The organism is Synergistetes bacterium HGW-Synergistetes-1, from assembly GCA_002839185.1.
GTDB lineage: Bacteria > Synergistota > Synergistia > Synergistales > Synergistaceae > Caenicola.
Genome location: PGXO01000009.1, coordinates 1 through 21520, shown reverse-complemented (window position 1 = coordinate 21520; position 21520 = coordinate 1). Strand labels below are relative to the sequence as shown.

Sequence of the window (21520 nt, the reverse complement as noted above, 5' to 3'; positions counted from 1 at the left end):
AAAAAAACTCCTCTGCTATCTTCCAAAAAGGGAATTGAGTCTTCTAAAACGGACCGTTGTATCCGAATCAGCCCAGGTCAATGCTTCGAGATCAGCCCTGCTCATACGCCAGAGCCAGTTGCCTTGGGCAACTCCAGGCACGTTCATCCGACAAGCATCGCCAAGTCCAAGTATATCCTGCATCGGGATTATCGCAAGCTTCGATGTTGATGAAAGCGCCATAATGGTAAATACTTCCGAAACATTCTCTTTGTTGATGTCACGTCCTGTGTATTCTGAGATAAGCGATCTTGACCGCTCATCCGATTCGCTCTCCCACCATCCCCTGACTGTGTTGTTGTCATGGGTGCCGGTATAAACGACAGACCCGGGAATGTGGTTATGTGGTGCATAAGGGCTGGACCCAACATCACCATTAAAGGCAAACAGGAGGACTTTCATTCCCGGAAGCCCGAAGTCAGCCATAAGATCTCTGACATCGTCTGTAATGATGCCAAGATCCTCTGCTATGAGCGGCAATTCAACCATGCCGTCTTTCCTAATATTTTCAGAGAGGGCTTCAAGAAGCTCTCTGCCGGGGGTTTCGATCCACTCCCCGTTTACAGCCGTTTCTTCTTCTGCCGGCACTGCCCAGCACGCAGAAAACCCCCTGAAATGATCTATCCTTATGAGGTCAAAATGCTCGATCGCTTTCCTGAATCTGGCTGTCCACCAGCTGAAGCCGTCCCTTCGCATCGTCTCCCAGTTATAAAGAGGATTCCCCCATCTCTGTCCGTTGGCGCTGAAATAGTCGGGCGGTACCCCAGCAACTTTATTCGGGTACCCCTCAGGATCAAGGTCAAAATATTCCTGATTTGACCATACGTCCGAACTGTCAAAAGCGACAAACATAGGGATGTCTCCCACTAATCTGATATCCCTGTCAAGGCAGTATCTATGGAAGGCTTTCCACTGCCTGTCAAAAATGAACTGTTCGAAGCAGATCAGCTGAATTTCCTCACTCTTCTCTTTTTGGGAAGAGTAGTTTTCAAGTGTATCTTTATCTCTCAGGACAAATTCTTTCGGCCATTTATTCCATGACAGGTCTTCAAAATCTTTTTTCAGCACTGTGAAAAGGGCATGATCCCTGAGCCAGTATCCCTCTTTTTCAACAAAGAGACGGTAGTCTTCTGCAAAAGCAACGTATCTGGCCGGCTCATTTTTGAAACGCAGCCAGGAGAGTCTGATCAAATTTTTCAGCTGTTCAGTCGAATAGCCGTGGTCAGCAATACATTCCGGACCGGTGCAATGATATTTTTCAATCTCTTCCGCATCTAAAAACCCATCTTCAGCCAGTTTCTCGGGGCTTATGAAGATGTGACTGCCTGCGAAAGCAGATCTGCTGCTGTAAGGGGAATAACAGGAAGAACCATCTATCGGCGAAGTCGGAAGAACCTGCCATACTCTGAATCCTGAATTCATGAGAAAATCAGCAAAACGTTCGGCGCTGCTTCCAAGTCCTCCTGTTCCAAACGGTCCGGGCAAAGAGGATAAATGCATCAAAACTCCGCTTCTTCTATCCAAAAACCTTACCTCCGGTTTTCCTTTATCTATTGGTCAGTCACTTCAGGCAGAAGCACCAGGCAGGAAAGCGGCGGCAGGGTCGCTTCTATCGAGTACTGGCGGCCGTGGAACGATATCTTTTCTGCTTTTATTTCGCCCAGATTTCCAATGTTTGATCCGCCGTACAGAGAAGAATCACTGTTCAAAGCTTCGCGCCAGACAGTATTTCTTGGCACTCCTATCCTGTATCCGTTCCTTACTACGGGAGTAAAGTTTCCAATAAACATTGCTTCGTTCCCATTTTTTGATCGGCGGAGGAATGACACCACACTTGAGGACAAGTCCCCGCTGTCTATCCATTCGAAGCCGGCAGGATCATAATCCTGTTCCCAGAGCTGAGGTGTTTTTTTGTAAAAATTATTTACATCTTTGAACCATAGGAGTATCCCCTTGTGGAGATCGTCGCCCAGAATGTGCCAATCCAGACTGATATTGTGGTCCCATTCCCTCTCCTGGCCAAACTCGTCTCCCATGAAAAGAAGCTTTTTGCCCGGATGTCCCATCATCCAACCAAAGAGGAGCCTGAGGTTTGCCGCTTTCTGCCAACTGTCACCCGGCATTTTACCCCATAGGGATCCCTTGCCATAAACCACCTCGTCATGGGAAAGGGGCAAAACAAAGCTTTCGGAATATGCATACCACATGCCGAACGTCAGCTTATTGTGATGATACTGTCTGAAGACAGGGTCTTTGGACATGTACTGCAGGATATCGTTCATCCAGCCCATGTTCCATTTGAACCCGAAGCCAAGGCCGCCAAGCCAAGTAGGCCGCGATACCATGGGCCAGGATGTAGATTCCTCTGCAGTCACCTGCACATCAGGATATTCCATGTATATTGTCTCGTTGAGTTTTTTCAGGAAATCAATAGCCTCTATGTTCTCATTCCCGCCGTATTGGTTGGGGATCCATTCTCCCTCTTTTCTGGAATAGTCAAGATAGAGCATTGAGGCAACAGCATCCACACGCAGGCCGTCAACATGGTATTTATCCAGCCAGAAGTGGGCGGACGAAAGAAGGAAGCTCCTTACCTCGTTCCTTCCGTAATTGAATATGCAGCTTTTCCAGTCCGGATGGAATCCTTTCCTTGGATCTTCGTGTTCAAAAAGGGCCGTTCCATCAAATTTTGCAAGTGCAAAAGCATCAGCAGGAAAATGAGACGGCACCCAGTCCAGTATTACTCCTATACCTGCTTTGTGTAGAGAATCTATGAGTTTTCTGAAATCGTCCGGCGAACCGTACCGGGCTGTCGGAGCAAAATAGCCTGTTGTCTGGTATCCCCAGGAACCATAAAAAGGGTGCTCCATAACAGGAAGAAATTCAACATGGGTAAAACCGTTTTCAACAAGGTAGGGCGGCAGTTCCTCCGCAAGTCCGAGCCAGGAGAGATATTCGTTTTCCTCGGTCCTTCTCCAGGATCCTGCGTGCATCTCATAGATCGACTGAGGAGATGAAAGGGCGTTTTTTTCTCCTCTTGATGATATCCATCCACTGTCGCTCCACTTGAATGATGGATCAGGGCAGATCTTTGAAGCCGTATCAGGGGGAGTTTCCCACAAAAAGGCAAAAGGATCGCCTTTGTCCAGTATTTTTCCTTTATCGGTCGTTATGGAGTATTTGTAGGAAGACCAGTTTGGAACGCCAGGAACAAAACCCTCCCATATTCCCGATGAATCCCATCTTGGCGCAAGTTTGTGACTGTCTCTGTTCCATGAATTGAAGTCTCCCATAACAGAGACCTCCGCAGCGTTAGGTGCCCAGACAGCGAATAGGACTCCATCTTTTCCTTCGTATGCCATCCTGTGTGCGCCGAGAAAATTGTAAAGTCTGCAATGGCTTCCTTCACGAAAAAGATAGATGTCTGTCTCTCCTGCAAGACTCAGACCATGGATGACACTGCTCTCGTTTTCTTTTTTCAACAGACGCACCTCCCTGCCTATATAATGATGCTATTATAGCTGATAAGCTAAGCATCCTGGCTAACATGACTTAAGTGATTCGGAGGTATGTTGATGAGCGCTTTATTTTCATACAACAAAGTCGATATAAAAATATTATCCATGCTGAGATCAGCCATAGGGGATAGGAACGTATCTTCCGATGAAGAAAAACTGATCTCATATTCGCACGATGAGGTGCCGTCTTCCGCATACGAGGGCGAATACAGGGCGGAAGCACTCGTATTTCCTGAATGCAGCGCTCACGTTTCAGAAATAATGAAAATAGCTTCAGCCAACAGGATACCTGTTACCCCCAGGGGTGCTGGGACCGGACTTTCGGGAGGTGCCCTGCCCGCATTCGGCGGTTTAGTGATGTCCTTTGAAAAGATGAATAAAATAATCGAGCTCGATGAGAAAAACCTTACTGTAACAGTTGAACCCGGAGTAGTGACATCAGAGATAAGTAAACTCGCAGCAAGACACGACCTCCTTTACGCAGGGGATCCATGCAGCGGTGATGCCTCCTTCATTGGCGGAAATATCGCAGAAAACGCAGGCGGCAACAAAGTTATAAAGTACGGAGCAACAGGAGCGCAGGTGCTTGCACTGGAAGTAGTGATGGCAGACGGAACAGCGACATGGTTTGGCGGAAAAAGACGCAAAGACGTAACAGGGCTGGATTTTACACACCTGATGGCCGGATCTGAAGGGGTCCTGGCGATAATCACCAAAGCCGTACTAAAACTTCTTCCCCTTCCCAGACATTCCGTAGACCTGCTTGCGGCCTTCCCGGATCCTGAAACTGCCATAGCGTTTGTTCCTCAGATAATCAAAAAGGGAGGCATAGTTCCCGCCTCGATAGAATTCATGGACAAAAAGGCTCTGGAACTCGTCGAAAGATACCTGAACAATCCAGTGCCCGCCAGCGATGCCGGAGCAGCTCTCATAATCCAGCTTGAAGAAAATGATCAGGATGTTTTGGAAAGGGTGTACGAAAGGATAGGTGCTCTTTCAAAGGAAAACGGGGCAAGTGAAGTTTATGTTGCTGACACAAGAAGCACAAAAGAGAGGATATGGCAGACCCGCAAGGCAATACCGGAGGCAACTGCATTCTTTTACAGCAGATATACAAAAGAGGACCTGGCTGTACCCATAGACAAGGTCCCAGACCTTCTGGAAAAGATAAAAAAAGTTTGTCTTGACAGGGATCTGGAATGGGTGGCATACGGTCATGCCGGTGACGGCAATATGCACTGCACTGTAATAGGACCCGATACGGAGGACTGGCATGAAGTCCTCCGCAAAGTACAGGAGGAAATCTACTCCGCTGTTATCAAAATGGGAGGAACTCTTTCTGGCGAGCACGGAATTGGATTTAAAAGAAAAGGATTCATGAAACTATTCCTCGACAAAAATCACCTTGAGCTGATAAAAAGGGTCAAGCTTGCTTTCGACCCTGATAACATCCTGAACCCCGGCAAACTTGTCGAGTGGAACGAATAAAGGGAGAAGGTTTTCGGAAACCCGAAAACCTTCTCTCTTATTTATCTATCTCTATTTTCCTTAATTCTCTTCGAAGAACTTTTCCTGCTGCAGATATCGGGAATTCTTCAAGAAAACCTATCCTGCGGGGCACTTTGTAATGAGCAAGGTTTTTCTTGCAGTAGTCGATAAGTTCTTTCTCCGTAGTATCTTTCCCATCTTTCAGTATGACAAATGCCTTAACTATCTCTCCAGCCAGTCTGTTTTTCTCTCCTACCGCGGCTGCAGACTGAACAACGGGATGTTTGCACAGGACGTTTTCAACCTCCTGGGGATAAACGTTGAAACCGCTTACTATGATTATGTCCGTAGCCCTGTCGACTATCTGTACATAGCCATCTTTATCTACACGGACCACATCACCTGTGTTGAACCATCCATCCACGAATCTTTCGCTTGTGTTGACCTCGTCCCTGAAATACCCGGATACCACAGAGGGCCCTTTGACCCAGAGCACTCCCTCTTCGTGCATATCGAGTATCCTGTCGTTCCTGTCCCTTATCTGCACTTCGTAAGTATCGAAAAATTGTCCCACTGTTCCAAGTCTGCAGTCGTCGGCGCTGTGACCGACAGCTACGACAGGCGAGCACTCAGTAAGTCCATAGCCTTCAAGTATTCCTGTTCCGAGGTATTCTTTGCTCCTTAAGTTCATCTGCACGTTCAGTCTGTCTCCGCCTGTTATCACGAATTTTATGCCGCTCAGACGCTCTCCCTTTTTGGACAGTGCCCCCAGAAGGAATACCATTATCGTCGGAACACCAATTATGCAGTTCGCTCCAGATGCCTTAATTGCATCGATCGTATGGTCTACCGGAACAAAACCCGGCAGCAGCGTCTGTCTGCACCCGCTCATGAGTGCAAGCATTCCTGACATGTTAAAGCCAAAGGAATGGAAGTTAGGAAGTACGTTTAGAATTATCGAATCTCTGTCCAGAAGTCCGGGGACATGTTTATTGATCGGATCGATATTTGAAAGCAGATTTGAGTGGGTACATGGAACTGCTTTCGGTCTGCCCGATGTCCCGGATGTTGAAAATATGACCGCGTGATCTTCCTTTTCCTGTATTCCTTTTACACATTTGAATTGGTGGATAAGTTTCTCGGGAGTCACCGTAAAGATGCCGAACTTCGTCCCTTCAAAGACGTAGCCTGAAAGTTCATTTCCATCAGAAACAAAGACTGCAGCCGGATCCAGTACCTGCAGGGTACCTCTCAGATTTTCATGACCGGCTCTGGCATTGACAGGAGCAACAGCCCCTCCCAGTTTCCAGCAAGCAAGGGATAGTGCAATAACGATTGGAGAATTGGGCAGGATGAAAGCGATCCTCTGTCCTTTTTGAAAACCTGCTTCTTTTAATTTTTCCTCGCAGTCAATAGCAAGGCTGTTAAGCCTGTTCCATGACCACCAGTTGCCATCCCACCAAAGGCAGTCTTCAGATTCTCTGTTTTTCCACGCAGACTCGAATCTTTCCTCAAGTCTTTCCTGCTTTTTTGTCTCCATAACACCAACTCCAAAATATATAAAATATAAAAGTAATTTTCAGGATAGGAGAACCATTATACCTACTGCCTTATTTCAAGATTTCTTATTATGATACTTTGTTGTTTCCATGGTCAATCTATATTTTTTGTTCTTACCCTTCTCTGGAAAATGCCCTTTTCGTTAGGGCAGAAGACTATTGCCATGGCCTTGTTGAGCGGACCGTGGGTCCTGGGATCTATCGTCAGCGTAGCGTGGGCTGCAGGAAAATTCCTGGTAGAAAGAAGGGCATGCCTTATTGCCTCTCCCCTGTAGCCTGATGCGCTGTAGAGCGCATTTGCTATCCACATGACTCCATCATATGCCAGTATGGCTGATTCCACATCAGAAGGCGGGCAATTCTCATTGTAAAGGGTCCTGAAATCTTTCAATACAGAACGTATCTGGGGGTCAAGGTCCGAGACTTCATTGACCCACCAGCTGCCTAAAAACGCACTGTCACTTCCCACAGCCATATTTTCAGTGTAACCTTCTGCCAGCACTGTGTCTCTGTAACCGGCATCCCTTGCAAACCTGACGAGAGATCTGATGTTTATCTGTTTTCCGGGAATTATCAGCACCTCGGCTCCGCTTTTGGCGATCGCTTCCATGGCCGCTCTGTGGTCGGCATTTCCATTCATCTGACCGCTGATATCTGCTGTGATCTTCCCCCCAAAGATCTTTACCCATCTAAGAGCCGATTCATGGAGCATGAGGGTCGTTTCGTCACTAGCATCGTAAAGAAAGGCTATCTCCCTCTTTGAAAGCCCCTGTACCGCAAAATACGCCAGCATTTTTGCTCTGGCATCAGTGTCATTAGCTATGCGAAAAGCATAAAGATAGGGTTTTTCACCCTTCATAACGGCTCCAGATGTCAGGTCTGAGGCGGTTATCACCAACGGAACGCTTATGTCATCCGCTATTCTTGACATTAGCTGGGCCTTTTCCTGTGACGCAGGTGTTATCATGACAAGTATGCTCTCGTCCTTCATGACCTTCCTGATACTCTCCTCTGCTTCAGAGCTGCCGTGGGGGAGGTCGTAACCTACTATTTTGATCTTGTAGCCCCTTACTCCGCCCTGTTTGTTTATCTGTTCGACTGCGAGCTGGGCAGCCCTCAGCTGGTTTTGGCTCGACTGTGCCACGCTGCCTTTCATGGGAGCGAAAAAAGCTACTCTGAATTCGTCCCCAACGGGGTTCCGCTGGCTTCCTATCTGGAAAAAGAGAACCACTATCGCCAATAATGCAGCAATCAGAACGATGCCGTTGTAGAATGATTTCTTTCTGATCCACATCGTCCTCGGTTTATTCGATATCCCGCCTGCTATCCTTCTCAGATTTCCAGGCCTTGCAACCAGATCATCAGAGCCTTCCTCTTCAGATCTGCACTCTGCACGCTCTTCCCTTATGACATGCCTCAGCGTAAGCAATACATCCTCCGCCTCTTCGTGAGTAAAACCGAGATGCTCTGAAAGTTTCGCACTGAAGTGCGTCTCAATTTTATTGCTGATCTTTGAGTTTACAGACCATCCTGATTTGATCATATAGCGCAGGGCAAATGTCAACCTGAAATTGGGAGCGCTCTCGCCCGGGTTCCTCGCTTCGAGGAACTGAGAGAGCCTGTCCGGATCCTCCAGGATACAGAGACCATAATCTTCAATAAGTTTTTCCAGTACTTTTTTCATACCCTCAGCCAAAGATAACACTCCCCATACTTAAGAGTATAACTTGCCCGGAGCAGGTCCGCAATAAATCATTCCAAACTTAAGCCCAAAATGTCTGCCCAGCAGAACAAAAAACGCAGGACCGGCCGGGCCCTGCGCATTCGGTCCTGAAGAGATGAACTGCCTTATCTTTATGATCTACTTGTCGTTAAAGATCGCATCATTGATGCGTTTTTCTTTTTTTTCGTAGAAAGAGAGTATGAGGGATTCCAAAGACACCTCAGCCTTCCATCTGTATGGCCATTTGTGTTCTCCGTCCCTGTCCCTGGATGAGAGTACAGGTTCGCCTCTCATCTCCGAGCCGTAACACTCCACAGTACAGATCTTCCTTAACTGCACCGGCGTCAAAGGAGTTCCGTTTTCAGGGCATAGCATTGATTCCTCAAATAGCAAAAGGTCTGCAACATCAGGTTTGAAATCCCTGCCCCAGCAGCAGCCTGTCCTGTGATAATCCGGCCTGTTGCCGCCGACCACGAAGTTTTTGCCGTCCACGAGCGACTTGTCAGCGACCATTTGAACTCCATCGGGGACTCCTATAGGTCCGCAAAAACCTGCGACCTCACCAAAGGATGAGACAATTTCCCCGTTTTCGGCCTTTCTGAAGGATGCCCCTTTGAATTTTGAATCTACATAGGCAGTCAGCTTGTTTATGCTTATATTCTTGTCTCCCCTGATCATTGCAAATAGAAGAGTCTTTTTCCCATCCGGCAAAATGACAGTGTAAAGCATAGCCTTTAGCGTCTGTTTGGGGTCCAGGCAAAGCTGTTCACAAAGAAGGGGAATAGTGTGTGCCCCCGGAGTATGGACATCTTTTACCTCTTCCTCTTCCTGATTCGAGTTCACCGGTTCAGTCGCATATATGAAGGCAGAGTCATCATGGTAATAATAACCGGATCCGGGGCAAGTCAGACCTTCCATTTCATAAAGCGACCCTTTGTTCGTTGAACAGACACCTGCCATTTTGTTTATAGTACCTGCGCTTACCTCAAGAAGATAGTCAAAATCCGGAATGTAACGCTCCATGATAGAGCGGATAGTGTCCACAGCCATCCCTGTCTTCATCTTCACATCTTCTTCTGTACTCGCCCATCCCCAAAGCTTTAACTTTCTTCCTGAGATAGCCATCCAGGAGAGCGCTTTGTCTCCATATTCCCTTACATAGCGCTCAGCAAGGGAGTGGACGGATTCATCCGAAGCGCTGCAGTCTATATGTTGTATCCCGTTTTTTTCAAGGAGAGCATCAGCGAGGTCTTCAGAAATACTGTTTAGAGTACTCCTGCCAATAGGAAGGAGTATTATCTCCCCACTTTTTGCGTTAAAAACACCTGCGCCTTCCATTACAAGGCTGATGAGCCCCAGGTCCTTTACCTTTGCCGGGGGATTTTTTGTTTCAGGTATAAAAAGTTCTCTCATTTGTCTACCTCCTTCGCAGATTACATATATAATACTACATAGTTTACAATATATCCATTTGTATTATATTTAATAATAACATTACCTTAAGTCCACATATTTCTGACATACACAAGATCAAAGTTCTGGATCACCAGAGCTCGACAACTTTGATCACAGATGTTACCTTAGTCTCCGGAGGTTAGATGATGAAGAACATTTCACACTGCGTATTGCTCATTTTATCCTTGCCCATACTCTTCTTGACTGCTGCTGCAGGATGGCGTGTGGATGTTTTCCAAATGGAAGACCATCAAGGTCGACTCATTTTCCAGTCTCCTGTCTCCCTTGGACACAAATTCACAACACGCTACATACACTCAGTCGAACTGACACCTGTTGAGGACGAATACAAAGTCGCAAAAGGCCTCCTTTGGACATGGGAAGAAAGGGTAAGGTCGACAAACGCGGGACTTCCTTTTGACAGACCAAAATACGGCAGATTCATTGACAACGGTGAGTGGATGGTCTTTCAGGGAGGAAGGATGTCATGGAAAGAATACTACTACAGGGTCGGCAATAAAAATATCGGCCGGAACCAGGTGACACTTGAGCCATTTGGACGAAGGAATTTTTTTGAAATATTCGAGGGAGAGCGCCTGATCGTACGGATACTTAAAATGCCTCTGATATCAGCAAGATTCTACAGAACGGGTATCCTGGGAAGGGCTCCGATGGGAGTTCCTCCCATGGAAGGCGGCTCACGCTGATCAAATATAAAGGTCAAGCATAAAAAAGACTATTCCTGAAGCACCTATCATTATTTCAGGAAGAGATTCCAGTTTTTCCCTCCATTTTTCAGCTGCCCCTCTGAAGGCTTTGCTTGCCAAAGGTATCAATACTAACTGCACAAGCATCACTTTTATCCAGAAAAGAACAAAATCAACAAGATACATTTTGAAACCGATCAGTCCCAGAAATATTCCCAGGCGCATCGGGAAAAAGACCGAGACTATCATCGCAGGCGCAAGCATTGAACGTATCGCGTCAAATATCTCAGGTATCTGGACGTTGTCCACGATCCTTGACTTCGTAACTCCCCTTGATGGCGAGACTACTGCGAGCAGCAGCAGAAACATCGCAGTACCAAGTTTCCCCCATGGTCCTGTGACAGTCCAGAGAGAAGTTGCAGTAAAAGTTTCAAGACTGAAAATACTGCCGGGCATGCCCCTGTTCAAGGCATACCATGAAAGCGTTCCTCCCATGGCTATCAGTGTCACCGCCAGTTTGGAGAGGACGAAGAGCTCTTTGCTGTCAAACGACTGATATATTTCTCCTGAAAAAATTTTCATCCCCCTGATATAGAACCCCTGTGATGCCAAAAGAAGGAATATCATAATGACGAAGTCCCCCTCGGTTTCCACGAACTGGGGAAGGGATCCCATAGGTATAAATAGAAATATCATAAGCAGAGAAAGGCAGGATGCATAAAGCAAAGGAGGCGGGCACTTATCTGAGCAGCGTCCAGCCAGGAACCTTCTGTAAGGGGCAAGCAAGGAAGCATCCGTGCCATGGATGTCGTAGAGTACGTTTTCTGCCCCTATCAAAAGCAAAGATATCATCAAAACAAGGACCAAAAACGAGATGCCGGAAATAAATGTGATAAAAAAAGAAAAAAGCATTTTTTAGCCTTTCTGCGGTATCGGATATTTTTTTGCACCGTTGAATTATACTACATCGGCAAGTCCCTTTTCTCTGAGTTTCATAAGAACAGATGGCTCGATCGTTTTCAATTTATATTTCATCCAAAAAGCAAGTAGAATTGCTCCAACGCCAAAAACCAGCCCGGAAAACGTACCTCCAAAAATATCGGCTAAAACACCGGCAGTCAATGATCCCAAAGGACCGATACCAATGTTACCAACAGTATAGAGACTCATTACACGCCCCCTTTTTTCTTCTTCTATTATGCTTTGGACTAAAGTATTAAAACATACCGAGCCTGTTGACATTCCGAAACCTAAAACGGTAAGTGACGCACAGGAGAGTTCTATCGATCTGGAAAGCGAAAAGGCTGTAAGGCCAAGCCCGAACATGCCTACGCTGTAGATGACCCTTATATGAAGTTTGCTCACCGGAACCAGGCTGGCCTGGTAAATGACTCCGCAAATAGCACCTAATCCAACCGAACCCAGGAAAAACCCCAGTATGGAAGCATCACTGTTAAAGACATTTTTGGCGAAAAAGGGAAGCAGTGTCGTAAAGGGAAAACAAAGAAAGAAAAAGAGGGCCGATGTCAAAAGTATTCTTTTGAGCGCAACAAATTTCATCGTATAATCCAGCCCTTCCCTGAAGCTTTTCCACCCACTCTGCCCGACCGACACCTCGATTTTTTTTATTTTAAGACGGGTAAGCGAGAATATGACTGCTATATAAGAGATTCCATTCAGGAAGAAGCACATGGTCTCTCCGACTGCCTGAAGTGCAAAACCTGCAAAAGCAGGGCCAATAAGGCGGGCAAGGTTAAAAACTGCAGAGTTTATCGTCAGGGCACTGTTCAGCTGATCAGGCCTGTCAAGCATCCGGACCACACAGGACTGCCTTGCGGGAAGGTCGATCGAAGTGACCAAGCCTAAAAAGAAACTTAAAAAGAGAACCTGTGAATATCTGATAATTCCTGTGAAATCAAGAAAAGCAAGCGAAAGTGCCTGGATCATACAGAGAGACTGGGTGATTATCAAGATCTTTTTCATGTCGTAACGGTCCAGGATGGAACCGGCAAAAAAACCCGTCACAAGTATCGGGGCCTGATTTGAAAGTTCAACAAGACCAAGTCCTGTGGCAGAACCTGTGAGCCTCAATACAAGCCAGCTCATCGCAAGCCTCTGCATCCATGTGCCGACAAGGGAGACAGACTGTCCAAAAATGAATATTCGAAAGTTTATGGCCCCAAGAGCCATAAAAGCCTTCATTTGATAGATCCGGCTCAACATTTGCTCTCTCTCCAAGGTTACGTCTTGGATAGAGTATACCAGATGCTTTTTGCCACAGGTTAAAATAAAAAGGCCCCGCAAAAACGCGGGACCTTTACTATTGAACTGTTGCTGAAAGAACTCTTACTTAATGAGTCCCTTCTCTTTGTAGAACTTCGCTGCGCCGGGGTGAAGAGGAGCTGTAAGTCCGTCAAGAGCGCCCTTGAGTGTGATTTCCTTACCCTTTGCGTGTACTGCTGCGATATCATCGAGGTTCTTGAACATTGAGCTTACAAAATCATAAATCTGCTGTTCGGGAACATCGGCGTGGGTGATAAGGATAGCCATAACTGCAGGGGTGACCGTGTCGCTGTCTATACCCTTGTATGTCTTGCCGGGGATCTTGCTGGCAACAAAGAAGGGATACTGCTTGTGGAGTTTGTCAAGGAAAGCCTTGTCAAAGTTGAGAAGACCTACGTCCTTGGTCGTTGTGAGGTCCATGATAGCTGCTGTCGGGAAACCGGCAACAACAAAACCCGCATCGATCTGGTTGTCCTTGAAGCGGCTTGCCGTCGCTGCGAAGTCGAGGAAGTTTGCCTGCTTAAGATCTTTGTAGGTAAGTCCTGCAACTCCAAAGATCGCCTGAACGTCACCTTCAACGCCTGACCCCGGGGCTCCAACGCCTACGCGTTTGCCTTTAAGGTCATTGATCGATTTGATTCCGGAATCCTTCGCGATAACTACCTGTACATGTTCAGGATAGAGGGAAGCGACCGCGCGAATGTTCTTGAGGGGTTTGCCCTGGAACATGAGCTGACCATTTACCGCCCAGAAGGTGATGTCGTTCTGTACAAACGCGATCTCAATACCCTTAGTGGCGATAAGGTTGGCATTAGCAACTGACGCGTTTCCTGTCTCCGCCGTGCACTGGATCTTCCCATCTTTTGTTACCGCTGCTGCAAGTGCTCCGCCTACTGCGTAGTAGGTGCCGGAGGTTCCGCCTGTCGCGACTGACATGTATGTTGCTGCTGAAGCTACTGCTGTAAATGAAAATGCTGCAAGAAGCGCTACAAGTGTTACGATAAATACTTTCTTCATTAATTGTTCCTCCCTATAATGATTTTATGTGCGTTGAACGAACTGAGTTCAGTTCGGAAACAACCTAATTATAATAGAAAAATTTTTTTGAAAAATCAGTATTAATACAAATCATTATACTGTTTGGACAGTTTTCCCTATATTAATTGAGAAGTTTCTGCCTCTTTCTTTTTCGCTATCATCTTTGCCTTTGCTGTCTGGATGAAGAATATAAGAACTAATACTGCTATTCCTCCAAGATCGGATAGTGTACCAGGTATCAGCAGTCCCAATGCCCCACAGAACGCAAGCAGTCTAAGATACCAAGGCATGTGAGCTTTATAGAATCCTATCGTAGCCATGGCCAGGAGAAATACCCCAAGAAGAGCCGTAAATATTGCCTGGATCATTTGCAAAGGCACTACGTCAATAAAGAGAAGCATTGGATTATAGACATAGACATAGGGAACCAGGAATCCTGCCAGAGCAAGCTTGAAGGCAGTTACCCCTGTCTTCATCGGATCCGAGCCCGCAATACCTGATCCTGCGTATGCAGCAAGAGCGACCGGAGGAGTGAGGTCGGCTGCTATACCAAAGTAAAAGACGAACATATATGCCGCCATGGGCGGGACTCCCAGCTTAAACAACGCAGGGGCCGCCATGGTACTCGTAACTATGAAGTTTGCGGTCGTCGGAAGGCCCGTTCCCAGAATGATGCTTGCAAGCATGGTGTAAAAGAGAGTAAGTATCTTGCTTCCGCCTGCAAGAGTCACTATCGCGTTTGCTATGCGAAGAGCCAGCCCAGTCAGCGTACCCATACCAACTACCATTCCGACAGTAGCACATGCGCATGCGACGCCTATAGCACCCCTTGCGCCTGATTGGAATGCTTCCAGAATACGGGCCGGTGTCAATCTGGTTTCCTTGTTAAGCCACGAAAGAGCAAAGCTCACAAGAATACCGTTGAAGGCAGCCCTAAGGGGGGTAAATCCAGCAAGGAGAAAATAGATGATCGCAATGAGCGGGATAAGAAGGAATCCTTTTGATTTAAGGAGCGGCCAAAGCGGAGGGAGCTGCGCCCATGGAATTCCTTTAAGCCCGAGTCTTGTTGCTTCAAAGTGTACCTGGACCATGACAGCAAAATAATAGAGGAGTGCGGGAACCACAGCGGCAAGGGCAACTTCGATGTACGGGACTCCCAGGAACTGCGCCATAATAAATGCACCTGCTCCCATGACAGGAGGCATGATCTGTCCACCTGTTGAAGCTACTGCTTCAACTGCTCCCGCAAAGTGCGGTTCATATCCGACGCTTTTCATAAGAGGTATTGTAAACATACCAGTCGTACAAACGTTTGCTACGGAAGAACCTGAAACTGTCCCCATTAGTCCTGAACTGACGACTGCGACCTTTGCAGGACCACCTGTAGACCAACCCGCCAAAGCCATTGATAGGTCAATAATAAATTTGCCCAGACCAGTTTTTTCAAGGACTGATCCAAAAAGGATGAACATAAATACAAAGGTCGAAGATACTTCCAGCGGTGTGCCAAAGATCCCTTCTGTTCCCAGAAACATATGGTTAACGATACGGGGGACCGAAAAACCTCTGTGGGCTATCATTTCAGGAAGTGAACGGCCAAAGTAGCAGTACAAAAGAGCTACTATAGCCAGACATGGCAGTACCGGGTTTGATATCCTCCTGGTAGCCTCCAGCAGTGTCACTATAAGGAGAAAGCCCATAATAAGGTCAGTCTGTGTAGGAAGTCCGGCCCTTGTCGTCAGTTCGTTGAAAAAAACGACAAGATACATGGCTGAAGCCACTCCGACAGCACCAAGTATAAAGTCATAAAAGGGGATCCCGCTCGTCTTTGATTGCTTGGAGCTTGCCGGATAGAGAAGAAAGACAAGACATAGAGTAAAGGCAAGGTGTACCGCTCCCTGCTTTTGAGCCAGAAGCAGGCCGAAACCTGATGTATAGAAATGGAAACACGACATCCCAATAGCTATCAAAGCTACAAGTTTTGACTGCCACCCTTCCAGGGTTCTAAAACGCGCTTCTGTATCATACTTGCGCATAAGATCGTCAAGATCGATCTGCTGATTTACTTCCTGCGCCACTTCCGCTGTTTTTATTTCTGTTTCACTCACTGAAAATTCCTCCCTTGTGGAGACTTTGCATATGCTGTGTTTTTTGCACAAACGGCCTTGATTTTCGCTTATTAAATTTTATTTGTCAAGATATCTCTAAGATTTCCGACTATTTAAATTATCGTTGTTCTGTTTTGATATTATTTTACATATTGAAACAGAACGAGACGTACCCAGTCTGTTTGCTCCCGCTGCTATCATAGCCTCTGCGCTTTCTCTGTCCCTTATCCCCCCCGACGCTTTAACTCCTATTTCAGGGGGAAGGCTTTGCCTGATAAGCTCAACATGTTTGACTGTTGCCCCTCCGGATGAAAACCCTGTCGAAGTTTTGAGGAAATGTGCACCTGCTTTGACTGCCTCACTGCAGGCTCTTATTATTTCATCGTCTTCCAAAAGGCAGGTTTCGAGGATAACTTTGACCTTACAGTGAGGGACCGCACTTACGACCCCTGCGATATCTTCTCTGAGCAGATCATACGATCCGTTCTTAGCATGTGAGATGTTCATCACCATATCAATTTCTGCGGCCCCGTCCCGATATGCTCTTTCGGCCTCGTAAGCCTTTGATGACATAGTGTTCGCTCCGAGAGGAAAACCGACGACAGAACAAACTTTGACACCTTTGCCCTTAAGTCTTTCTGAAGCAAGAGACACATAGCATGGATTGACACAGACTGATGAGAATTTCCACTCCGAAGCCTCATCACAAAGCCTCAAAATATCATCTGTTTTAGCTGCTGGATCCAAATTTGTGTGATCTATTAAAGATGAGAGATCCAATTATACCACTCCGTTTTATATTGATCCAAATCCATGTTCTTGAACGACTTCATCAAATATCGACAGTCCCGGAAGTGCGCTGGCCCTTGGATATCTGTGTGTTATTTTATGATAGACCAGCTCGGGCGGATCTTCCGAGATCCTTTGAAATACTATCCTCTCATTTCCTATTTTAAGTTCTTCCATAGCTGAACAAGGGACCATACACCACTGGCCCGGCTTGTCCATGAACGAACCTACAAGATTTACAGAATCAAGCCTCATCTTGGCAGTTCTAATCGGGTCCCAGATATGGTCGTGCCACAGGCGGTATCCGCCGCTCCATTCGATATAGAATTCAAGCTCCGGCATCAAAAACTCGGGTTGGATGACATTTGATACATTTTCATCATCGTTCGGTATTCGGGCAACCACTAGGCTTTCCTTAAAAAAAGGAACAATCTGAACATACCTTGTCGTCTCCTCATGGAGGACAATGGCAAGATCTATGGCGCGACTTTCAACTGCCTGGTACATCTTGTCGGTGGGGTCTGTCAACAACCTGAGGTAAACAGGAGGCTCATGCTCAAGCAGGTCCTTGTATACTTTTGGCAGAAGTCTGTAGTTTACTGTCTCGGAACCTCCTATTGCAAGTGAAAAGGCAGAGCCTGGATTACGGGCGTTCCCGATCTCCCTGCTGACCTCCTGCCATTTTAATGCGAGTGGCAAAAAACTCTCCCCTGCAGGTGTAAGGCTGATCGATTTCATTCCTTTCTGGCGGTCAACAAGCATCATGCCCATTTCGCTTTCCAGCTCGTTAAGATTATAGCTAACTGTAGATTGTGTAACATTCAAGAGCTCAGCTGCTTTTCCAAGCGTCCTGGACATAGAAACAGCCAAAAAAGTTTCGATCCCTTTTTCATGCATTGGCTCTCACCTCTACAGAATTATTTGAATGCGTTTTGACTATAATTCCAATGACTGCATTATGCAAGTAATTATAAGATTATTTTATTCCCTTTAATTATACATGCTCGTTTTTGACATAAAAATACCCGGCAGTATCTTCATTTCCGTTATTCGGAACAAAGCCTGCCGGATAATATTAATCAACACTTGTGAACTTATTTTGGGTCTTTCTTCCTACCAGGCTGCAAATGCACAGACCATGATGCAAAAAAAGACAATGCGAGCGCAGTCGCAGTGCAAAGCAATATTTCAATTAAGCACATAGAAAAACCGTTTTACCTTGAAAGTAATGTGAGCATTGCTCCGGCTGCTACTGCTGTACCAATTACTCCTGCTACATTCGGTCCCATTGCATGCATAAGGATGTAAGATCCGGGAAATTCTTTCTGAACGACCTTCTGGCAGACCCTGGCCGCCATTGGGACAGCTGAGACACCTGCCGCACCGATTATCGGGTTGACCTTTCCCTTTGTAAAAACCTTCATCGCCTGTCCAAAGATGACCCCGCCGGCTGTGCTGAAAATAAAAGCTACCAATCCAAGGCAAATTATCATTATCGTCTCGATCCTTAGGAAGGATTCGGCATTCATAGTCGCACCGACCGATATTCCAAGGAAGATAGTAGTGGCGTTCAGGACCTCGTTCTGCGCCGCAAGGCTTAATCTTTCTGTACATCCGCACTCGCGAAGCAGGTTTCCAAACATCAGCATACCTATGAGAGGGACAGATGCCGGAAGGATAAGCCCGCAGGCCATAGTGGATACTATCGGGAAGAGTATCCTCTCGCTGCGTGAAACAGGGCGAAGCTGCTGCATCTTTATTGCACGGTCTTCTTTTGTTGTCAGAAGTTTTATCACCGGCGGCTGAATAAGAGGAACTAATGACATATAGCTGTATGCAGCTACTGCAACAGCAGGCAGGATATCCTTTGCCAGTTTGGCACAGAGGTAGATCGCAGTGGGGCCGTCTGCCCCTCCAATTATTCCTATACCTGCAGCTTCCTGGATGGTGAAACCCATGGACATGGCCCCGATCACAGCTACGAAAACTCCAAGTTGAGCTGCAGCACCCAGCATAAATGTCACCGGGTTTGCAAGAAGGGGACCAAAGTCTGTCAGAGCGCCGATCCCCATAAAAATTATTATGGGGTATAGCTCGTGATCTATTCCAAATTTCACAAAATAAAGGAAACCTCCTTCGTCAATTATTCCTGAGAGCGGCAGGTTGACAAGAAGACACCCGAAAGCTATCGGAAGGAGGAGGAGAGGCTCAAAACCCTTGGCTACTGCCAGGTAAAGAAGGACAAATGAGACAAAAAGCATTACCAGGTTTCCGCCGCTTAGGGCGATGATTCCGGACTGATCGACTACTCCCTTAAGAGCGCTAAGATAGAGTTCCATCTCAGTTGCTCTCCTTGATGCTGTTTTTTGAAGATTTTACCGACAACGAGGCATTCACAAGTTTATGTGTAACTACCATCACGAGCATCAATCCTACTATCACAAGAAAAACTATACTCATTGCTATAAACGACATCACCAGGGCCCCTATGGGCCCGGTGAAATTGGAACTCATTGAAACGATTTCGGACATTTCGATTACCTCCAACCGTTAAACAGATAAAAAGAAAGGTGCAGGCATGAAACGGCTGTCCTATAAACATCGCTAGGATAGTCTTTCTTTCCGGAGGCCGGCACAGGATCCATGTCTCCCCCTACAGAGCAGACATGTCAATTTGAAGAGAAATGAACGTTGGAGGTAGTTTATTCCAATTTACGTGTGGTTTTAACGCTGTAAAAGGCTTTTGCGCAAATGTGTTCTGACCCGTAAAAGTTAAGTTCAAGAATTGATGGAGGTGGACAACTGCCGTCAGGGGACGTCAAAAAAACCGCTTCTAACTGAGATACAGTTTTATTTCTCGCCCTGAAATTGAATGTTCCCGTGTTGCAGAACGCTTCGCAGAAGCTTCTCAGAGCAGCGGGCAGTTCATCCTCATCCGGATTCGGTGATAAGGGAGTGTCAGGAAAGTTCGGAGTGCCAGTCGGCATAAAGTGCGAAGGTAAGGATGAACAGTTCTGATCGCGACCAAATTCTGAAGGGACCATAAAGGCCAACGAGGCAGATATAGAGTAGGAGGCAAATACAAAAATGCCTATCACAACTGCAAATATTAATTTATTAACAAAAACACCAACGCTGCGACGGTCCATTTCTGATTTTTGCCCCTTATACAGCAGGATGTAATATCCATATTTAATAACTAAAAAGGGTCACTTCAGACTCAGCGCAAGAGAGTCCGCGACACGTTATACCACTTTGTGAAATAAAATGCAAGACAGAAAACAAGGGACGGACAACGAGATGTCCGTCCCTTGATGTATTTATTTTTTGTGCTGATATTAGATGAATGCCGGCTCGAAGAAAAGGTCGTTTTCGGCAAATCTGGAAAGACGGAAACGGTAAAGGTCTACAAATGGTTTTTCACCCATAAGGAGTTCTTTGCAGACTCGTCCGCCGGAGGGTCCGAACTGAAGTCCGTGACCGCTCCAGCCACAGTTGACGAGCAGGCCTTCTACGGGTGTCCAGTCGATTATCGCATTATGGTCGGGGGTGTTGTCGTAAGGACCTGACCACTGTCGAACTACCCTGACTCCGCTGAGTGCAGGGATCCTCTTAAGAACGCTCTTTGTTACGCCTTCAAGGAATTTAGCGCTGTTTGAGCACTCTGTTGTGTGCGGTTCATCCTGGTCATCGCGACCGAACATGAAAGTTCCGTTCGGGCACTGCTTGAAATATGCGCCGTCATCAAGACAGAGGACCATCGGACAGTCAAAAACTTCTACTGGCTCTGTTATGAGCAGATTGTGACGTTCTGCATAAACGGGAAGATCCACGCCTATAGTTGCTGCCAATGGTGTTGACCATGGTCCTGCAGAGAGAAGGACTTTAGGAGCATGCCACTCTTCACCGTCTTCTGTAACTACACCCTTTATCTTGCCGTTTTCTGCAAGAAGCTTCACTACCGGGCAATATGTCTTAACTGTTGCGCCCAGTCTGCGGGCAGCGTGACCATATGAGAGAGTCAGCGTCTGAGGGTTGATGTGTCCGTCATCGCCGCAGAATGCAACGCCGATGATACCGTCCATGCAGAGATACGGCCAACGGGCTTTGACTTCATCAGGCTTCATCATGACTGAAGGGATATCCAGGCTTCTCTGCAGGTCTACGTTCTTCTGAAGCTGAGCAAGAACTGTATCTGCATATGCTACCCACATGTATCCCCACTGAGTAAACTCAAGTGACATACCTGTATCAAGCTCTTCCTCAAGTGTCGGGAAAACCTGAAGGTTGTATTTGGCCATGTGGAGGTTGGTCTCCGTTCCAAAGTGCTGGCGAAGACCGGCCGCTGAGCGGCCTGAACCGCCGGAACCAAGATATTCCTTTTCAAAAAGAACTACATTTACACCGGCTTTTGCCAGTTCATACGCGGTGGATGCTCCGTGAACTCCTCCGCCTACTATAATTACATCCGCTGTTTTTACAGTCATAGCACCCTACCTCCTATTCGTTATCTTCGGCCAATAGTTTGGCTTTGACCGGTTTCACCGGAGGCCTGATAACTCCAGGCAGAAGCTCTGCTACTGGTTTACCTGTTGCCTTGGAGAGCTCGCGAAGGATTATGTCGCGGCAGCCTCTGCCCTGGCAGGGTCCCATGCCTACGCGGAGGATCCTCTTAAGTTCTTCAAAATTTGTATAGCCTGCATCGATCCACTTGCGGATCTCGTCGATCTCTATCTCTTCACAGCGACAGATGACATTCTTTTTCTCTGTCATGGCTAGCACACCACCTTGATGGCGCGGATCTCTCCGACCA

Annotated in this window: 17 protein-coding genes; 2 read left to right on the top strand and 15 right to left on the bottom strand. The window is 46.8% G+C overall.

All coding sequences use genetic code 11. The features are described 5' to 3' along the window. Nucleotides 1-15: 15 nt before the first annotated feature. Together malQ and CVV54_08225 are read right to left on the bottom strand one after the other, a co-directional pair. Nucleotides 16-1563 (bottom strand): 4-alpha-glucanotransferase, encoded by a 1548-nt coding sequence (gene malQ, locus CVV54_08230; GenBank protein PKL03905.1) that lies wholly within the window; start codon nt 1561-1563, stop codon nt 16-18. Nucleotides 1564-1589: 26 nt separating this feature from the next. Beyond that, on the bottom strand, nt 1590-3521 hold the full coding sequence (locus tag CVV54_08225) for a 1,4-alpha-glucan branching enzyme (protein ID PKL03904.1): 1932 nt from the start codon (nt 3519-3521) through the stop codon (nt 1590-1592). A gap of 93 nt (nt 3522-3614) precedes the next feature. On the opposite strand from CVV54_08225, the gene CVV54_08220 reads away from it, so the two are divergent. Further along, a complete protein-coding gene (locus CVV54_08220; GenBank protein PKL03903.1) occupies nt 3615-5045 on the top strand; it encodes an FAD-binding oxidoreductase in 1431 nt (476 codons plus the stop codon). 37 nt (nt 5046-5082) lie between these two features. Here CVV54_08220 and CVV54_08215 read toward each other — a convergent pair whose 3' ends face one another. The 3 genes from CVV54_08215 to CVV54_08205 form a co-directional block, all read right to left on the bottom strand. Next, nucleotides 5083-6585 carry an AMP-dependent synthetase gene (locus CVV54_08215; GenBank protein ID PKL03902.1) on the bottom strand — a complete coding sequence of 501 codons (1503 nt, stop codon included), beginning with the start codon at nt 6583-6585 and terminating at the stop codon, nt 5083-5085. 113 nt (nt 6586-6698) lie between these two features. Next, on the bottom strand, nt 6699-8300 hold the full coding sequence (locus CVV54_08210; GenBank protein ID PKL03901.1) for a hypothetical protein: 1602 nt from the start codon (nt 8298-8300) through the stop codon (nt 6699-6701). Nucleotides 8301-8465: 165 nt separating this feature from the next. Then, nucleotides 8466-9740, bottom strand: coding sequence for a hypothetical protein (locus CVV54_08205; GenBank protein PKL03900.1), 1275 nt, complete (start codon nt 9738-9740; stop codon nt 8466-8468). Between the two features lie 185 nt (nt 9741-9925). Here CVV54_08205 and CVV54_08200 point away from each other — a divergent pair, with 185 nt between their 5' ends. Further along, complete coding sequence (locus tag CVV54_08200; GenBank protein PKL03899.1) at nt 9926-10489, top strand: hypothetical protein; 564 nt, start codon at nt 9926-9928, stop codon at nt 10487-10489. Here CVV54_08200 and CVV54_08195 read toward each other — a convergent pair whose 3' ends face one another. The 10 genes from CVV54_08195 to CVV54_08150 form a co-directional block, all read right to left on the bottom strand. Next, nucleotides 10490-11401, bottom strand: coding sequence for a hypothetical protein (locus CVV54_08195; protein ID PKL03898.1), 912 nt, complete (start codon nt 11399-11401; stop codon nt 10490-10492). Between the two features lie 45 nt (nt 11402-11446). Continuing rightward, a complete protein-coding gene (locus CVV54_08190) occupies nt 11447-12712 on the bottom strand; it encodes an MFS transporter (GenBank protein PKL03897.1) in 1266 nt (421 codons plus the stop codon). A gap of 123 nt (nt 12713-12835) precedes the next feature. Then, nucleotides 12836-13789 carry a C4-dicarboxylate ABC transporter substrate-binding protein gene (locus CVV54_08185; GenBank protein ID PKL03896.1) on the bottom strand — a complete coding sequence of 318 codons (954 nt, stop codon included), beginning with the start codon at nt 13787-13789 and terminating at the stop codon, nt 12836-12838. Between the two features lie 137 nt (nt 13790-13926). Then, on the bottom strand, nt 13927-15846 hold the full coding sequence (locus tag CVV54_08180; protein PKL03956.1) for a C4-dicarboxylate ABC transporter permease: 1920 nt from the start codon (nt 15844-15846) through the stop codon (nt 13927-13929). 168 nt (nt 15847-16014) lie between these two features. Then, nucleotides 16015-16698 (bottom strand): deoxyribose-phosphate aldolase, encoded by a 684-nt coding sequence (deoC, locus tag CVV54_08175; GenBank protein ID PKL03895.1) that lies wholly within the window; start codon nt 16696-16698, stop codon nt 16015-16017. A gap of 15 nt (nt 16699-16713) precedes the next feature. Further along, entirely contained in the window at nt 16714-17604 is an 891-nt protein-coding gene (locus CVV54_08170) for a hypothetical protein (protein ID PKL03894.1), read from the bottom strand. A 317-nt stretch (nt 17605-17921) separates the two neighbouring features. After that, on the bottom strand, nt 17922-19046 hold the full coding sequence (locus tag CVV54_08165) for a glutaconyl-CoA decarboxylase subunit beta (protein ID PKL03893.1): 1125 nt from the start codon (nt 19044-19046) through the stop codon (nt 17922-17924). A 1-nt stretch (nt 19047) separates the two neighbouring features. Then, complete coding sequence (locus tag CVV54_08160; GenBank protein PKL03892.1) at nt 19048-19239, bottom strand: hypothetical protein; 192 nt, start codon at nt 19237-19239, stop codon at nt 19048-19050. An 806-nt stretch (nt 19240-20045) separates the two neighbouring features. Beyond that, on the bottom strand, nt 20046-21194 hold the full coding sequence (locus CVV54_08155; GenBank protein ID PKL03891.1) for an FAD-dependent oxidoreductase: 1149 nt from the start codon (nt 21192-21194) through the stop codon (nt 20046-20048). 13 nt (nt 21195-21207) lie between these two features. Then, nucleotides 21208-21480, bottom strand: a complete 273-nt coding sequence (locus CVV54_08150) for a (2Fe-2S)-binding protein (GenBank protein PKL03890.1) — start codon at nt 21478-21480, stop codon at nt 21208-21210. Nucleotides 21481-21520: the final 40 nt, after the last annotated feature.

Excerpts from the sequence above, each read along its gene's own strand:
- CVV54_08185 (PKL03896.1), bottom strand. The coding sequence starts at position 13,789 with ATGAAGAAAGTATTTATCGTAACACTTGTAGCGCTTCTTGCAGCATTT.
- CVV54_08195 (PKL03898.1), bottom strand. The coding sequence starts at position 11,401 with ATGCTTTTTTCTTTTTTTATCACATTTATTTCCGGCATCTCGTTTTTG.
- CVV54_08170 (PKL03894.1), bottom strand. The coding sequence starts at position 17,604 with ATGCATGAAAAAGGGATCGAAACTTTTTTGGCTGTTTCTATGTCCAGG.
- CVV54_08200 (PKL03899.1), top strand. The coding sequence starts at position 9,926 with ATGATGAAGAACATTTCACACTGCGTATTGCTCATTTTATCCTTGCCC.
- CVV54_08155 (PKL03891.1), bottom strand. The coding sequence starts at position 21,194 with ATGACTGTAAAAACAGCGGATGTAATTATAGTAGGCGGAGGAGTTCAC.
- CVV54_08180 (PKL03956.1), bottom strand. The coding sequence starts at position 15,846 with ATGCGCAAGTATGATACAGAAGCGCGTTTTAGAACCCTGGAAGGGTGG.
- CVV54_08205 (PKL03900.1), bottom strand. The coding sequence starts at position 9,740 with ATGAGAGAACTTTTTATACCTGAAACAAAAAATCCCCCGGCAAAGGTA.
- CVV54_08190 (PKL03897.1), bottom strand. The coding sequence starts at position 12,712 with ATGTTGAGCCGGATCTATCAAATGAAGGCTTTTATGGCTCTTGGGGCC.
- CVV54_08160 (PKL03892.1), bottom strand. The coding sequence starts at position 19,239 with ATGTCCGAAATCGTTTCAATGAGTTCCAATTTCACCGGGCCCATAGGG.
- CVV54_08150 (PKL03890.1), bottom strand. The coding sequence starts at position 21,480 with ATGACAGAGAAAAAGAATGTCATCTGTCGCTGTGAAGAGATAGAGATC.
- CVV54_08215 (PKL03902.1), bottom strand. The coding sequence starts at position 6,585 with ATGGAGACAAAAAAGCAGGAAAGACTTGAGGAAAGATTCGAGTCTGCG.
- CVV54_08165 (PKL03893.1), bottom strand. The coding sequence starts at position 19,046 with ATGGAACTCTATCTTAGCGCTCTTAAGGGAGTAGTCGATCAGTCCGGA.
- CVV54_08220 (PKL03903.1), top strand. The coding sequence starts at position 3,615 with ATGAGCGCTTTATTTTCATACAACAAAGTCGATATAAAAATATTATCC.